Genomic DNA, 14,084 nt, shown 5'->3' with positions numbered 1-14,084 from the left:
CAATCCGTGGGCGCCCGCACCCTTTTTATCAATCTAAAAGTGTATTTCGGATTTGCGCAACCCGGCCCATGCGCCGGCCGGCATTGGCGACCCCCGCGCACCGGCCTAACGTCCGCTTCGAGACGGAAGGCCCGATTCGTGAGCGAGACGAAGCCAGACCACCCCCCGGCGCGCCGCGCCGCCCCATCGCGCGCATGGCAGCGCATGCTCTCCGGGCGGCGGCTCGATCTGCTCGATCCCTCCCCGCTCGACGTGGAGATCGAGGACATCGCCCACGGCCTCGCCCGCGTCGCCCGCTGGAACGGCCAGACCCACGGCGCGCACATCTTCTCGGTGGCCCAGCACGCGCTGCTGGTAGAGCGCATTGCCCGCTCCATGTATCCCGACATCGACGCCCGCTGGCGGCTGTGCGTGCTGCTGCACGACGCCCCGGAATATGTGATCGGCGACATGATCTCGCCCTTCAAGGCGGTGATCGGCGGCGACTACAAGGCGGTGGAGGCGCGCCTGCTCGCCGCCATCTCGCGGCGCTTCTCGCTGCCGGTGCACTGGCCGGCGGCGCTCACGAAGATCGTCAAGAGCGCCGACCGCGCCGCCGCCTATTACGAGGCCACCGCGCTCGCCGGCTTCCAGGAGGAGGAGGCGCGGCGCTTCTTCGGCACCCCGCCGCGGCTCGACCCGGCCACACTTCAGGCGTATCTGTCAGAATGGACGGCGGACCGGGCGAAGGCCCGGTTCCTCGAACGGTTCGAGGAGCTCAAGCCATGATCCATGTCTGCTCCCTTTCCCGGCTCCAGGAGACGGTGGAGCTCTCCGGCGCGCGGCACGTCATCACGCTCATGAACGGCGGCACCGTGCTGGCGCGGCCCTGCAACGTCGACCCCACCAACCATCTGTTCCTCGGGCTCAACGACATCGCCGAGGAGATCGAGGGGCTGGTGGCGCCGGCGGAGGACCACATGCGCGAGCTGTTCGACTTCGTCGCCGCCTGGCCGCGGGAGGCGCCGCTGGTGATCCACTGCTATGCCGGCATCTCGCGCTCGACGGCCGCCGCCTACGCCACCTTGTGCGCGCTGCTGCCGGACCGCGACGAGATGGACCTCGCCTTGCGCCTGCGCGAGGCCTCGCCGACCGCGACGCCCAACCCGCGCATCGTCACGCTCGCCGACGCCGCCCTGCGGCGCGACGGGCGCATGGTGGCGGCCATCGCCGCCATCGGCCGCGGCAAGGACGCCTTCGAGGGCGAGCCCTTCAGCCTCGCCGTGGCGTGAGGGTGCCCGCCGCCGCTACCCGCCCAGCACCGCCACGAGGCCCGGCACCGGAGCGCCTTTCTCGGTGCGGGTGGAGGCCTCCTCCAGCGACGTGATCCGAAGCCCCGCCGCCTGAGCCTCCGCCTCGAGGTGAGCCCGGCCATGGGCATAGCGCAGCGTCTCGCGCAGGACGACGCCGTCCCCCGCATGGGTCTCCAGGGTCATGGCGAGGAGCCCGTCCGGCGCCAGCGCCCGCCGCGCAGCGGCGAGCAGCGGGCCGAGCTCGGCCACGTAGCACACGGCATCCGCCGCCACGATCAGGTCGTAAGCCCCGGCCTCGGCCGCCTCGAGGTCGGCGACCATCTCGGCCTCGCGCAGCTCGGCATAGAGGCCGAGCCGGCCCGCCTGCGCCAGCATGGCGGGGGAGAGGTCGACGCCCTCCAGCCGCCCCGCCCAGGGCGCGACGCGCGGCGCGGCGAGCCCGGTGCCGCAGCCGAGGTCGAGGACGCGGGCGAAGGCGAGCGGCTGCCCGGCCGCGGCGCAGGCGGCCTCGACGGCACCGGCCAGCAGCTCCGGCCCGCGATAGGCGAGGCGGGTGCGCAGCGCCGTGTCGAAGCGGCCGGCATACTGGTCGAACAGGGTGCGCACATAGGCCGCCGACATGGCGCCTTCGGCCGGCGCGGCGCCGAGCCGGGCGAGGCGCAGGCCCGCCCCCATCACATCCTGCGGCGCGCGCGCCAGCGCCTCGCGGAACGCGCCCGCCGCGCCCTCAGGGTCGCCCGCCGCCTCCAGCGTCTCGCCGAGGAGGAACCAGGCGGCGACGAAATGCGGCGCCTCGATCACGAGGTCGGCCAGCATGCCGGCGGCGGCTTCCGCCTCTCCCGCCTCGGCATAGGAACGCGCCCAGTCGAGCCGCCGGTCGAGCGCCGCGTCGCCCGAGGTCGCGCCGGGAAGCGAGGGGGATGGCAAGGACACCTCCGGAACCTGCGCGGGCTCGAAACGCCCGTCCGCGACCCCATATAGCGGGGATTGCCCCGCGATCCAGCCATGCGACCCGAAGACCTGCTCTGCCCCTCGCCCCAGGGCCTCTACTGCCCGGCGGGCGACTTCCATATCGATCCCGTGCGCGCGGTGCCGCGGGCGGTCATCACCCACGCCCATTCCGACCATGCCCGCGCCGGCCATGGCCAGGTGCTGGCGACGCGCGAGACCCTCGACATCATGGCCCTGCGCCTCGGCGCGGGCTTCGCCGGCTCCCGGCAGGAGGCAAGCTATGGCGCGCGCATCGAGATCGGCGGCGTGGGCGTGAGCCTGCACCCCGCCGGCCACGTGCTCGGCTCGGCGCAGGTGCGGCTCGACTGGCGCGGACTGACCATCGTCGTCTCGGGCGACTACAAGGACGTCGCCGATCCCACCTGCGCGCCCCTAGAGGTGCAGCGCTGCCACGTCTTCGTGACCGAGGCGACATTCGGCCTGCCGGTGTTCCGCCATCCCGACCCGGACGCGGAGGCGGCCAAGCTCGTCGCCTCCGCGCGGCTGTTCCCGGAGCGCACCCACATCGTCGGCGCCTATTCGCTCGGCAAGGCGCAGCGGATGATGGCGCTGATCCGCCGCGCCGGCCACGGGGGGCCGCTCTATCTCCACGGCGCGCTGGAGCCCATCACCGCCTATTACCGCTCCCGCGGCGCCGATTTCGGCGAGCTCAGGCCGGTGAAGGGCGCCGATAGGAAGGACTTCGTCGGCGCCATCGTCATCGCCCCGCCCCACGCCATGACCGACCTGTGGGCGCGGCGCTTCGCCGATCCGGTGGCGTGCCTCGCCTCGGGCTGGATGCGGGTGCGCGCGCGGGCGCGCCAGCGCGGCGTCGAGCTGCCGCTGGTGGTCTCCGACCACGCCGACTGGGACGGGCTCTGCGCCACCATCCGCGCCACCGGCTGCGAGGAGGTTTGGGTCACCCACGGCGCCGAGGATGCCCTCGTCCACTGGGCGCAGACCCGCCAATTGCGCGCCCGCCCGCTCCACATGGTGGGCTACGGCGCGGAGGAGGAAGAGGCGCAGGACGCGGAGGCGGAGGGATGAGCACGTGTCCCATCCCCTCGCCCCGGACCAGCCGGGGCATGACGGGGCGTCGGGGGGGCGAGGCGCCATGAACCGCTTCGCCGCGCTGCTCGATCGCATGGCCTACGAGGCCGGGCGCAACGCCAAGGTGCGCCTGATGGCGGACTATTTCGCCTCGACCCCCGATCCCGAGCGGGGGTGGGCGCTGGCCGCCCTCACCGGCGCGCTGTCCTTCGCCAACGCCAAGCCGGGTCTGGTGCGGGCGCTCATCATGGAGCGCGCCGACCCGGTCCTGTTCGAGATGTCCTACGACTATGTGGGCGACCTGTCAGAGACCGTCGCCCTCATGTGGCCGCGGCCGGAGGGGGCGGCCGCCCATGCCCCGCCGCTGTCGGAGATCGTCGCCGGGCTCTCGGCCCTGCCCAAGTCCGCGCTGGCCCGCACGCTCGCCGGCTGGCTCGACGGCCTCGACGAGACCGGCCGCTGGGCGCTCCTCAAGCTGATCACCGGCGCGCTGCGCGTCGGCGCCTCGGCCCGCCTCGCCAAGACCGCGGTGGCGAGCCTCGGCGGCCTTGCGGCCGACGAGGTGGAGCTGGTCTGGCCCGGCCTCAAGCCGCCCTATCTCGACCTGTTCGCCTGGGCGGAAGGCCGGGGCGAGCGGCCCAGGACCACGGACCCGGTGCCGTTCCGCCCGGTAATGCTCGCCCATGCCATCGAGGAGGCCGACTTCTCCCAGCTCGCGCCCGCCGACTTCATGGCCGAATGGAAGTGGGACGGCATCCGCGTCCAGGCGGTGGCGGCGCGCGACGCCGCGGGCGCGCGGGCGCTGCGGCTCTATTCCCGCACCGGGGAGGACATCTCCCCCGCCTTCCCGGACCTCCTGGAGGCGCTCGACTTCGAGGGCGCCATCGACGGCGAGCTGCTGGTGGTGCGCGATGGCCGGGTGGAGCCGTTCAACGTGCTCCAGCAACGGCTGAACCGCAAAGCCGTCACCCACAAGATGCTGGCGGAGTTCCCGGCCCACATCCGCGCCTACGACCTGCTGGCCGAGGGCGGGGCGGACCTGCGCGGGCTGCCGTTCCAGGCGCGGCGGGAGCGCCTTGCCGCCTTCGTCGCCGCGCATCCGTGCGGCGGACGGCTCGACCTCTCCCCGCTCGTGCCCTTCTCCTCCTGGGCGGCGCTGACGGCGGCGCGCGCCGACCCCGGCGCCTTCGGGGCCGGCATCGATGCGGCGGCGGTGGAAGGCGTGATGATGAAGCGCGCCGACAGCCTTTATCTGCCCGGCCGCCCCAAGGGCCCGTGGTGGAAGTGGAAGCGCGACCCGCACACGGTGGACGCGGTGCTCATGTACGCCCAGCGCGGCCACGGCAAGCGCTCCTCCTTCTATTCGGACTACACCTTCGGAGTGTGGACGCAGGGCGAGGAGGGCGATGTCCTGGTGCCCGTGGGCAAGGCCTATTTCGGCTTCACCGACGAGGAGCTGAAGCGGATCGACGCCTTCGTGCGGCGCTTCACCGTCAACCGCTTCGGCCCGGTGCGCGAGGTGGTGCACGAGCCCGACGCGGGCCTGGTGCTGGAGATCGCCTTCGAGGGCCTCGCCCGCTCGTCGCGCCACCGCTCGGGCGTCGCCATGCGCTTTCCCCGGGTCGCGCGCCTCAGATGGGACAAGCCGCCGCGCGAGGCCGACAGGCTGGAGACGCTGGAGGCGCTGATCCGCTGAGCGCTACTGGCTCGCCCAGACGATGCGGGCGATGAACGCCACCTCCTTGAGCGGCAATTGCAGCGTCTCGTGCGGCGCGCCGAGCGCGCGCAGCTCCAGCTGGCGGGCGGTCCTGCGGGTGAGTTCGCGAACCAGGAGGGCGCCGTCGCGCGCCTTCACCACCACCCGGTCGCCACGGCGCACGGACGCGGCGGGCGAGACCACGACCACATCCCCGTCGCGATAGACCGGCGCGAGCGCGGCCCCGGAAATCTCCAGGGCATAGGCATGGACATCCTCCACCTCCGGGAAGACCACGTCGTCCCAGGCGGCCCCCGCGGGAAGCCCACTGCCGTCGAAGGCATCCGCCGCGCCTGCCTGCGACAGTTCGAGGAGCGGGATGGCGCGGCGGACGTCCGCTTCCTCCAGCGCGCCAACCATCGGCGTCGCACGCTCGGAAAAGCCGTCCGCGCTGCCGGGACCATCGAGCAGGGCGACGAAGTCTTCCACGCCCGCCCCGGTCGCCGAGAGCGCCTTGGCGATGCTTTCGGTGGAGGGCCAGCGCGGGCGCCCGTCACCCGTCACCCGCTTCGAGCGGTTGAAGGTGGTGGGATCGAGGCCGGCTCGCTTGGCGAGGCCGGACGTCGACAGGCCGTGCCGTTCCGCGAGACGATCCACTGCCCGCCAGATTTGCCCGTGGGTGAGCATGCGACGCGCGCTCCCTCGCTGACTTCCTACCCACGATAAGAATTTGTTCCTGGTTTGTCCAGGACTTCAATCCGCTATGCACAACCGAAACGGGAGGGACTGGTGTCTCCGGCGCTGGTGGGCTAGAGCGCGGTCCGATCACATGGAATCAATTTGATCGGTGAACCGCCCTCTACCTTAATGATGGGGCACGCGTGCGACGAACGGAGCTGCGCCGTGACCGTTTCTGCCGACGCCGTCGTGTACAAGATCTGCCCCGCCGCCCTGTGGCGCAGGGCGGAGGCGGCGGGTACGTTCCTCGGCGCGCCGGTCGATGTCACGGACGGCTTCATACACTTCTCGACCGCGGCCCAGGTGCGCGAGACGGCGCGCCGGCATTTCGCCGGCCTCGGGGAGCTGAAGCTGGTCACGGTGGCGGTCGAGCCGCTCGGGGCGGCGCTCAAGTGGGAGCCCTCGCGCGGCGGCCACCTGTTTCCCCACCTCTACGGCCCGCTGCCGCTCTCGGCGGTGCGCAAGGTGGAGGACCTGCCGATCCGGCCGGACGGCATCCACGTCTTCCCGCCCGGGTTTCCCTAGGGCGCGCGCTGGTGCGCGCGCCGCCTGATCCATAGGAGCCGGCTCAGCGGCCGGAGCGGGAGATGCGCAGGATCAGCCAGAGCGGGACGACGATCACCGCGCCGAGCAGGAAATAGCGCCACAGGCGCTCCACCGCCTCGAACCCGAAATTGAACAGGTTCGACACCATGTTCACGAGGCTCTGCAGGATGTTGGCGGGGTCGAGGCCGAGCGCGGCCATGATCACGCCCACCACCACGGACAACAGGATCAGCCGGGCGATGACCCAGGCCGGCGAGCCGCCGAAGAAACGGTTCAGGTCGCTGCCTGCGCCCGTGCCCGGGCGGCTGCTGACCTCGCGATTGTCGGACATGACGGGCTCCTCGCTCGGCGCACCACTGGAACGCGATCCGACCGGGCTGGATCGAACCGATGGGTGACTCACCCTCTGAATTTAGGCCAGAGAACGCAACATCCAATCCGATCACGGCGCAACCGGGGCGCCGCCTGCTCTAGCACGGCCGCTGCCGCAGCGGGAGATGGCTCACATTGGCCGCAAAAGTCAAAAGTGGAATCAACACCTTCCGAGCATTCGCCGCGATCCTGCCTTAGACGTGGCCGCTGATGCCGCCGCGCGGGCCATCCGCGCCGGTGATCCGGGCCGCGCTCGCGGGACCCGCACCAAGAGCTTGGGGAGAGGGCGCATGAAGATTACGCGGCGGAACGCCACTTTCGGGGGCCTCGGCCTCCTTGCCGGCGCGCTCGGGGCCTCGGCCGGCAGCACGCCGGCAGCGGCCGCGTTCGACGGCCTCCGCGGCGTCGGGGCCGGCCTGGAGGAATTCTGGACCGCGACCGATGCCTATGTTTACGGCTATCCGCTCGTCACCATGGAGATGACGCGCCGCGTCATGACCAACGTGGCCGCGGTCAAGGGCACGCGCGCGCCCATGGGACAGCTCCTGCGCATGCGCGAGTATCCCAACGCGACGTTCCGCGACGTGACCGCGCCCAATGCGGACACGCTCTACACCACCGCGTTCGTGGATGTGGGCAAGGAGCCCTACGTGCTCTCCATCCCCGACATGAAGGACCGCTACTTCCTGTTCCCCATGCTGGACGGCTGGACCAACGTGTTCCAGGTGCCGGGCAAGCGCACCACCGGCACCGGCGCGCAGACCCATGCCGTCACCGGCCCCGGCTGGTCGGGCACGCTGCCCGCGGGCGTCACGCAGTACAAGTCGCCCACCGCGATGGTCTGGATTCTCGGCCGCATCTATTGCACCGGGACGCCGGAGGACTACGCGGCCGTCCACGCGCTCCAGGACCAGGTGAGCCTCGTGCCGCTGAGCGCCTACGGCAAGCCCTACACGCCGCCGCCCGGCAGGGTGAACCCGAAGATCGACATGAAGACGGCGGTGCGTGACCAGGTGAACGCCATGAGCGCGGTGGAGTTCTTCACCCTGCTCGCCGAGCTGATGATGGCCAACCCGCCGGCGGCGGCGGATGCGCCCGCGCTGGCGAAGTTCGCGGGCATCGGCCTCGTGCCCGGCAAGCCGTTCGACAAGTCCAAGCTGAAGGCGGACTTCGCCAAGCGCATCCCGCAGATCGCGCAGGACCGCATCATGATCCAGTTCAAGATCAACGATGCGGTGAAGAACACCAACGGCTGGACCTTCACCACCAAGACAGGCGAATACGGCACCGACTACCTGATGCGCGCGCTGATCACCGCCATCGGTCTCGGCGCCAACCGGCCGCAGGACGCGGTCTACCCCACCTCGGAGAAGGCTGCGAGCGGCGGCGCCTATGACGGATCGAAGAAATACGTCATGCACTTCCCGAAGGGCCAGCTGCCGCCGGTGAAGGGCTTCTGGTCGCTGACCATGTACGATGGCTCGTTCTTCTTCGTGCCCAACGCGCTGAACCGCTATTCCATCAGCCCGCGCCAGAACCTGAAGGTCAATTCCGACGGGTCCGTCGACCTCTATCTCCAGAAGGACAGTCCCGGCGCCGACAAGGAATCCAACTGGCTGCCGGCGCCGGCCGGCAAGTTCATCCTGATGCTGCGCATGTACTGGCCCAACCCGGAGAACCCGTCGCTCCTCGACGGCAGCTGGACCATACCCGCGGTCACTCAGGCGAGCTGAGCGCGCCGGGGGAATGCCAAAAGGAAAGGGCCTTCTTCCGTGGGCAAGGGTGCTCAGTAGAGGCCGGTGCCGGTCCCGCTGGTGCTGCGCACCGGAGTGGCCGGCGGGCGCTGGGTCGAGCCGGTGGTGGAGACCGGCTTGGGCTTGGGCTTGGGAGCCGGGGCGGCGGCCGTCGCCGGCTTGGGCTTCGGCTTCTTCGGCGGCGCGGGGTTGAGCGCCGCCACCTTGGGCGGCTCCGGCTTGTTCATGGCCACCAGCTCCGACACGGTGACGAACTTGAAGCCGCGCGCCAGAAGGGCGTCGAGCACCTTCGGCATCGCCTGGACCGTAGTGGGGTGGATGTCGTGCGCAAGGATGATCCCGCCTGGCCCGATCTGCTTCATGGTCAGCTCGTAGATCTTGTCGGGATTCTTGTTCTTCCAGTCGAGGGTATCCACCGACCAGTAGATGAAGGTCAGGTCGTACTTGTCCTCGATGTGCTTGCGCAGCGACGCCGACATGGCCCCGTAGGGCGGGCGCAGGTAGATCGGCTTCTTGCCGGTGATCTTCTCGATCGCGTCGCTGGTCTGGGTGATCTGGCGGTCGGCCTCGGCGACGCCGACCTTGGGCAGGATCGGGTGGCTCCACGAATGGTTGCCGATCTCGTGGCCCTGGGCCACCATCTGCTTGAGGATCTCGGGGCTCTGCACGGCGCGGCTGCCGAGCACGAAGAAGGTCGCCTTGATGCCGCGCTGCTCCAGCATCTTCAGGAGCTTGTTGGTGGTCTCGGGGTTCGGCCCGTCGTCGAAGGTGATGGCGATGTAGGACCCGTCCACGTGCATCGACGAATAGGACGTGATCTTGGCCGGCTTCGCGGGCGCGCCGGAGGGAACGCTCGCGGTCGGGGCGGGGGCCGGCGTGGCGGCCGGGGGCGGCGCCATCATCTGGGCGGAGGCGGAGGCGAGCCCCATCGCGCCAGCCGCCAGGACGGCGCACAGCCTGATAATGGTCTTCACGGTGAGGTATCCCCCGAAACGGTGCCGGCCGCGATCATATCGCGGTCTCTGCACGCGACTGTTCACATGATGTGTCGATAAATTGTGAAGCCATGAAGGCACGCGCCGATTTGCCTCCCCCCTCCAAAGGTGCTATCCACCGCGCCTTCACGAGGACGGCCCTGCCGATCCGCCGACCGGGCCGAGAGCCCGGAGGTCACCGCCCGACAGCGCGTTGCGCCCTCGGGCGTGCTTTGCGTTGGCTTTCATGCTGATGCGCGGACGGGCGGCCCGGCGCCGCCGCGCGTGAAACCCGAACCAACGGACGCGCATGTTCGATACCCTTTCCGACCGCCTCGGCGGCATACTCGACAAGCTGAAGCGGCGCGGCGCCCTGACCGAGGCCGACGTCGGCGAGGCCATGCGCGAGGTGCGCCGGGCGCTGATCGAGGCGGACGTGGCGCTCGACGTAGTGCGCTCCTTCACCGACCGGGTGAAGAACCGCGCCGTGGGCGTCGAGGTCATCAAGTCCGTCACCCCCGGCCAGATGGTGGTGAAGATCGTCCACGACGAGCTCGTGGCGACGCTCGGCTCCGACGCCGACCCCATCGACCTCAACGCCCCCGCCCCGGTGCCGATCCTGATGGTCGGCCTGCAGGGCTCGGGCAAGACCACCTCCACCGCCAAGATCGCCAGGCGCCTCACCGAACGGGCCAAGCGCAAGGTGCTGATGGCCTCGCTCGACACCCGCCGGCCGGCGGCCATGGAGCAGCTGGCGACGCTGGGCAAGCAGGTGGAGGTGGCGACCCTTCCCATCGTCGCCGGCCAGTCCGCCGTGCAGATCGCGCGCCGCGCCATCGAGGCGGCCAAGCTCGGCGGCTTCGACGTGGTGATGCTCGACACCGCCGGCCGCGTGACGCTGGACGAGGCGCTGATGGCCGAGGTGGCCGAGGTGAAGGCCGCCACCGGCCCCCACGAGGTGCTCCTCGTCGCCGACAGCCTCACCGGCCAGGACGCGGTGAACACCGCCAAGGCGTTCGACGGCCGCGTCGGCCTCACCGGCATCGTGCTCACCCGCGCCGACGGCGACGGGCGCGGCGGCGCCGCGCTCTCCATGCGCGCCGTCACCGGCAAGCCCATCAAGCTGCTCGGCACCGGCGAGAAGATGGACGCGCTGGAGGATTTCGACCCCCACCGCGTCGCCGGCCGCATCCTCGGCATGGGCGACGTGGTGGCACTGGTCGAGAAGGCCGCCGAGAACATCGACATCGAGAAGGCCAAGGCCGTCGCCGAGAAGATGCGCAAGGGCGCCTTCGACCTCGACGACCTGCGCGAGCAGCTCAACCAGATGCAGAAGCTCGGCGGCATGAGCGGGCTCATGGGCATGCTGCCCGGCGTCGCCAAGGTGAAGAACCAGATCGCCAGCGCCAATCTCGACGACACGCTGTTCAAGCGCCAGGTGGCGATCATCAACTCCATGACGCCGAAGGAGCGCCGGGCGCCGAAGCTGCTCGACGCCTCGCGCAAGCGCCGCATCGCGTCGGGCTCCGGCACCAGGGTGGAGGAGATCAACCGCCTGCTGAAGATGCACCGCCAGATGGCCGACATGATGAAGGCCATGGGCGGCGCCGCCGGCAAGCGCGGCCCGCTCGCCGGCCTCGCCGGCATGATGGGCATGGGCGGCGGCGGCCCCTCCCCCGAGATGCTCAAGCAGCTGGCCGAGAAGATGCCGGGCGGCGCGCCCGGCGGCGGCCTGCCGCCGAACTTCCCCGGCTTGCCGGGGGGCGGCCTGCCCCCGACCTTCCCCGGCGGCCTTCCCGGCTTGCCGAAGGGCTTTCCTGGATTGGGAGGGCCCGGCAAGAAGAAGTGACCCTTCCCCAATTGTTGCCGTCACCCCCCGGCTTGTCCGGGGGGTCCACCGCGGGCCGGGCCCGACCTTCAACAGGTCAGCCCGGCGGAAGGGTGGATGCCCCGGACAAGCCGGGGCATGACGGCCGACAGACCAGTTCAGACCGAAACACCATCCAAAGACCTAAAAGGAAGACCCCCATGTCCCTGAAGATCCGTCTCGCCCGCGGCGGCGCCAAGAAGCGTCCCTACTACCGCATCGTCGTCTCCGACTCGCGCTCGCCGCGCGATGGCCGCTTCATCGAGAAGATCGGCTCCTTCAACCCGCTGCTCGCCAAGGACGCGGCCGAGCGCGTGGTGCTCGACACCGAGAAGGCGAAGGCCTGGCTCGACAAGGGCGCCCAGCCCACCGACCGCGTGGCCCGCTTCCTCGACGCCGCCGGCCTGCTGAAGCGCGAGGCGAAGAACAACCCGAAGAAGGCCGAGCCCGGCGAGAAGGCCAAGGAGCGCGCCAAGGAGAAGGCCGAGAAGGCCGCCGCCCCGGCCGCGGAGGAAGCCGGCGCCTGATCTTCCGGGCGCGGCCGCGCACCGGCGCGGCGCACCCGCAGCCTTTCCACCTTCCGGGCGGACGCCGTCGCGCGTCCGCCCGGAAGGGTCGCAGCCGAACGATTTTTGACGCCTTCTTTCCGCGCGCCGCCCGCGCCTGACGTCCGGACGCGCGCCCGCCCTTCCGCCGCTGGAGCCCTCCATGTCCGAACCCGTCACCGTCTCGTTTGCCAAGCACACTGCCGCCCCGAAGGGCGTCGTCGTGATCCTCACCGACGAGAGCCTCGCCTTCGGCGCGGCGACGCAGAAGCTGGTGAAGGGCGCGGACGCGGCGCTCACGCGCGCGTTCGACGCCGAGCGCTACAAGGGCAAGGCCTGGACCGGGCTCGACCTGCTCGCCCCCGCCGGCCTCGACGCGCCGCGCCTGATCGTGCTCTCGGTGGGCAAGGCCAAGGAGCTGAAGAGCGCCGACTTCCTCAAGCTCGGCGGCCTCGTCGCCGGCAAGCTCCCCGCCTCCGCGCGCGAGGCGACGCTGGTGCTGGACCTGCCCGGCGCGAAGATCTCCGCCGACGACGCCGCCGAAGTGGCGCTGGGCATCGCCCTGCGCAGCTACGGCTTCGACCGCTACAAGACCAGGAAGAAGGACGAGGCCGAGCGCGGCGCGCTCGCCGTGACGCTGCTGGTCGCCGACGAGCCGGCGGCGAAGCGCGCCTATGGCGCCAAGGCGGCGGTGGCGGACGGCGTCATCCTCGCCCGCGACCTCGTCAACGAGCCGCCGAACGTGCTCGACCCGCCGGAATTCGCCCGCCGCGCCGAGGCGCTGAAGAAGGTGGGCGTCGAGGTGGAGGTGCTGGACGACGCCGACCTCGCCCGGCTCGGCATGCGCGCCCTGCTCGGCGTAGGCCAGGGCTCCATCAAGGAGAGCCGCGTGGTCGTCATGCAGTGGCGCGGCGGCGCCAAGAGCGAGGCCCCGGTCGCCTTCATCGGCAAGGGCGTGACCTTCGACACCGGCGGCATCTCCATCAAGCCCGCCGCCGGCATGGAGGACATGAAGGGCGACATGGGCGGTGCCGCCTGCGTCACCGGCCTCATGCACGCGCTCGCCGCCCGCAAGGCGAAGGTGAACGCGGTGGGCGTCATCGGCGTGGTGGAGAACATGCCCGACGGCGCCGCCCAGCGCCCCGGCGACATCGTCACCTCGCTATCGGGCCAGACCATCGAGATCATCAACACCGACGCCGAGGGCCGGCTGGTGCTGGCGGACGTGCTCTGGTACGCCAAGGAGCGCTTCAAGCCGAAGTTCATGATCGACCTCGCCACCCTCACCGGCGCCATCCTGGTGGCGCTGGGCAGCGACCATGCGGGCCTGTTCTCCAACGACGACCAGCTCGCCGAGCGCATCGCCAAGGCGGGCCAGGAGACCGGCGAGAAGGTGTGGCGCCTGCCGCTCGGCCCGGAATACGACAAGCTGATCGATTCGAAGTTCGCCGACATGAAGAATTCCGGCGGCCGCAATGCCGGCTCGATCACGGCGGCGCAGTTCCTCAAGCGCTTCGTGGACACCACCCCCTGGGCGCACCTGGACGTGGCCGGCACCGCCATGTCCTCGCCGGCGAGCGACATCAACAAGAGCTGGGGCTCGGGCTGGGGCGTGCGCCTGCTCAACCAGCTGGTGAAGGATAATTACGAGGGGTGAGCATCGGGCGGCGGTCGCCGCCGCTCCCACGCTCTGTCATGCTCCGGCTCGACCGGAGCATCCACGGCCCCGCCGACGGGGATGGGTCCTCAGGTCAAGCCGGAGGACGACGGCGGTTCAAAGGGCATCGGAACGACCAGAGGGGCTGCCGCCATGACCGACATCCTCTTCTACCACCTCGAGCGCCGCCCCCTGGAAGCGGTGCTGCCGGCGCTGCTGGAGAAGTCGCTGGAGCGCGGCTGGCGCTGCGTGGTGGAGTGCGGCTCGGCCGAGCGGCGCGACGCGCTCGACACCCATCTGTGGACCTACAGCGAAGCGTCCTTCCTGCCCCACGGCACCGACGCCCAGCCCCAGCCCGAGCGGCAGCCGGTGCTGATCGCCACCTCGCAGGCGAACCCCAACGGCGCCACTGTGCGCTTCCTGGTGGATGGCGTGGCGCTGCCCGATCCCGGCCCCTATGAGCGCCTCGTCTACCTCTTCGACGGACGCGACGACGAGCAGGTGGCCGCCGCGCGCGAGCGGTGGAAGGAGGCGAAGGCGCTGGGCGCCGCCCTCACCTACTGGCAGCAGGACGAGAACGGGCGCTGGGTGAGGAAAGCCTGA

14 protein-coding genes are annotated in these 14,084 nt (G+C 70.8%); 10 read left to right on the top strand and 4 right to left on the bottom strand.

Annotation, left to right across the window (positions count from 1 at the left end; genetic code table 11):
* Positions 1-204: 204 nt before the first annotated feature.
* Positions 205-768: a YfbR-like 5'-deoxynucleotidase gene (locus V5F67_RS03995; RefSeq protein ID WP_394021588.1), complete on the top strand. Its 564-nt coding sequence runs from the start codon at positions 205-207 to the stop codon at positions 766-768.
* Positions 765-1,271 (top strand): tyrosine phosphatase family protein, encoded by a 507-nt coding sequence (locus V5F67_RS03990; protein WP_394021537.1) that lies wholly within the window; start codon positions 765-767, stop codon positions 1,269-1,271. Before V5F67_RS03995 ends, V5F67_RS03990 begins: the two co-directional genes overlap by 4 nt.
* Before the next feature lie 15 nt (positions 1,272-1,286).
* Here the strand turns inward: V5F67_RS03990 and V5F67_RS03985 are convergent, their stop codons facing one another.
* Positions 1,287-2,219 carry a class I SAM-dependent DNA methyltransferase gene (locus V5F67_RS03985; RefSeq protein WP_394021538.1) on the bottom strand — a complete coding sequence of 311 codons (933 nt, stop codon included), beginning with the start codon at positions 2,217-2,219 and terminating at the stop codon, positions 1,287-1,289.
* A 78-nt stretch (positions 2,220-2,297) separates the two neighbouring features.
* Here V5F67_RS03985 and V5F67_RS03980 point away from each other — a divergent pair, with 78 nt between their 5' ends.
* Together V5F67_RS03980 and V5F67_RS03975 are read left to right on the top strand one after the other, a co-directional pair.
* The gene (locus tag V5F67_RS03980) at positions 2,298-3,329 is read left to right on the top strand and encodes a ligase-associated DNA damage response exonuclease (RefSeq protein ID WP_394021539.1); all 1,032 of its coding nucleotides are present in this window, start codon (positions 2,298-2,300) and stop codon (positions 3,327-3,329) included.
* Positions 3,330-3,396: 67 nt separating this feature from the next.
* Positions 3,397-5,028: a cisplatin damage response ATP-dependent DNA ligase gene (locus V5F67_RS03975; RefSeq protein ID WP_394021540.1), complete on the top strand. Its 1,632-nt coding sequence runs from the start codon at positions 3,397-3,399 to the stop codon at positions 5,026-5,028.
* Between the two features lie 3 nt (positions 5,029-5,031).
* Here the strand turns inward: V5F67_RS03975 and V5F67_RS03970 are convergent, their stop codons facing one another.
* On the bottom strand, positions 5,032-5,715 hold the full coding sequence (locus tag V5F67_RS03970) for a S24 family peptidase (RefSeq protein ID WP_394021541.1): 684 nt from the start codon (positions 5,713-5,715) through the stop codon (positions 5,032-5,034).
* Positions 5,716-5,931: 216 nt separating this feature from the next.
* Here V5F67_RS03970 and V5F67_RS03965 point away from each other — a divergent pair, with 216 nt between their 5' ends.
* Complete coding sequence (locus V5F67_RS03965) at positions 5,932-6,291, top strand: DUF952 domain-containing protein (RefSeq protein WP_394021542.1); 360 nt, start codon at positions 5,932-5,934, stop codon at positions 6,289-6,291.
* 43 nt (positions 6,292-6,334) lie between these two features.
* Here the strand turns inward: V5F67_RS03965 and V5F67_RS03960 are convergent, their stop codons facing one another.
* A complete protein-coding gene (locus tag V5F67_RS03960; protein ID WP_394021543.1) occupies positions 6,335-6,643 on the bottom strand; it encodes a DUF6460 domain-containing protein in 309 nt (102 codons plus the stop codon).
* Between the two features lie 331 nt (positions 6,644-6,974).
* On the opposite strand from V5F67_RS03960, the gene V5F67_RS03955 reads away from it, so the two are divergent.
* Positions 6,975-8,417 (top strand): DUF1254 domain-containing protein, encoded by a 1,443-nt coding sequence (locus V5F67_RS03955; RefSeq protein ID WP_394021544.1) that lies wholly within the window; start codon positions 6,975-6,977, stop codon positions 8,415-8,417.
* 53 nt (positions 8,418-8,470) lie between these two features.
* Here the strand turns inward: V5F67_RS03955 and V5F67_RS03950 are convergent, their stop codons facing one another.
* Positions 8,471-9,412: a polysaccharide deacetylase family protein gene (locus tag V5F67_RS03950; protein WP_394021545.1), complete on the bottom strand. Its 942-nt coding sequence runs from the start codon at positions 9,410-9,412 to the stop codon at positions 8,471-8,473.
* Positions 9,413-9,722: 310 nt separating this feature from the next.
* Here V5F67_RS03950 and ffh point away from each other — a divergent pair, with 310 nt between their 5' ends.
* The 4 genes from ffh to V5F67_RS03930 all read left to right on the top strand — a co-directional run bounded on the left by ffh (position 9,723) and on the right by V5F67_RS03930 (position 14,084).
* Positions 9,723-11,261 (top strand): signal recognition particle protein, encoded by a 1,539-nt coding sequence (gene ffh, locus V5F67_RS03945; RefSeq protein WP_394021546.1) that lies wholly within the window; start codon positions 9,723-9,725, stop codon positions 11,259-11,261.
* Positions 11,262-11,440: 179 nt separating this feature from the next.
* Positions 11,441-11,806 carry a 30S ribosomal protein S16 gene (gene rpsP / locus V5F67_RS03940; RefSeq protein ID WP_394021547.1) on the top strand — a complete coding sequence of 122 codons (366 nt, stop codon included), beginning with the start codon at positions 11,441-11,443 and terminating at the stop codon, positions 11,804-11,806.
* Positions 11,807-11,987: 181 nt separating this feature from the next.
* Positions 11,988-13,481 (top strand): leucyl aminopeptidase, encoded by a 1,494-nt coding sequence (locus V5F67_RS03935; protein ID WP_394021548.1) that lies wholly within the window; start codon positions 11,988-11,990, stop codon positions 13,479-13,481.
* Between the two features lie 153 nt (positions 13,482-13,634).
* Positions 13,635-14,084 (top strand): DNA polymerase III subunit chi, encoded by a 450-nt coding sequence (locus V5F67_RS03930; RefSeq protein ID WP_394021549.1) that lies wholly within the window; start codon positions 13,635-13,637, stop codon positions 14,082-14,084.

Origin of the sequence: Xanthobacter pseudotagetidis, from assembly GCF_043194795.2 — a bacterium.
GTDB classification, from domain to species: domain Bacteria; phylum Pseudomonadota; class Alphaproteobacteria; order Rhizobiales; family Xanthobacteraceae; genus Xanthobacter; species Xanthobacter tagetidis_A.
The sequence above is the reverse complement of the archived record's forward strand: the minus strand, read 5'-3'. Positions and strand labels throughout refer to the sequence as shown.

Excerpts from the sequence above, each read along its gene's own strand:
- V5F67_RS03990 (WP_394021537.1), top strand. The coding sequence starts at position 765 with ATGATCCATGTCTGCTCCCTTTCCCGGCTCCAGGAGACGGTGGAGCTC.
- V5F67_RS03970 (WP_394021541.1), bottom strand. The coding sequence starts at position 5,715 with ATGCTCACCCACGGGCAAATCTGGCGGGCAGTGGATCGTCTCGCGGAA.
- V5F67_RS03935 (WP_394021548.1), top strand. The coding sequence starts at position 11,988 with ATGTCCGAACCCGTCACCGTCTCGTTTGCCAAGCACACTGCCGCCCCG.
- ffh (WP_394021546.1), top strand. The coding sequence starts at position 9,723 with ATGTTCGATACCCTTTCCGACCGCCTCGGCGGCATACTCGACAAGCTG.
- V5F67_RS03980 (WP_394021539.1), top strand. The coding sequence starts at position 2,298 with ATGCGACCCGAAGACCTGCTCTGCCCCTCGCCCCAGGGCCTCTACTGC.
- rpsP (WP_394021547.1), top strand. The coding sequence starts at position 11,441 with ATGTCCCTGAAGATCCGTCTCGCCCGCGGCGGCGCCAAGAAGCGTCCC.
- V5F67_RS03960 (WP_394021543.1), bottom strand. The coding sequence starts at position 6,643 with ATGTCCGACAATCGCGAGGTCAGCAGCCGCCCGGGCACGGGCGCAGGC.
- V5F67_RS03930 (WP_394021549.1), top strand. The coding sequence starts at position 13,635 with ATGACCGACATCCTCTTCTACCACCTCGAGCGCCGCCCCCTGGAAGCG.
- V5F67_RS03975 (WP_394021540.1), top strand. The coding sequence starts at position 3,397 with ATGAACCGCTTCGCCGCGCTGCTCGATCGCATGGCCTACGAGGCCGGG.
- V5F67_RS03995 (WP_394021588.1), top strand. The coding sequence starts at position 205 with ATGCTCTCCGGGCGGCGGCTCGATCTGCTCGATCCCTCCCCGCTCGAC.
- V5F67_RS03955 (WP_394021544.1), top strand. The coding sequence starts at position 6,975 with ATGAAGATTACGCGGCGGAACGCCACTTTCGGGGGCCTCGGCCTCCTT.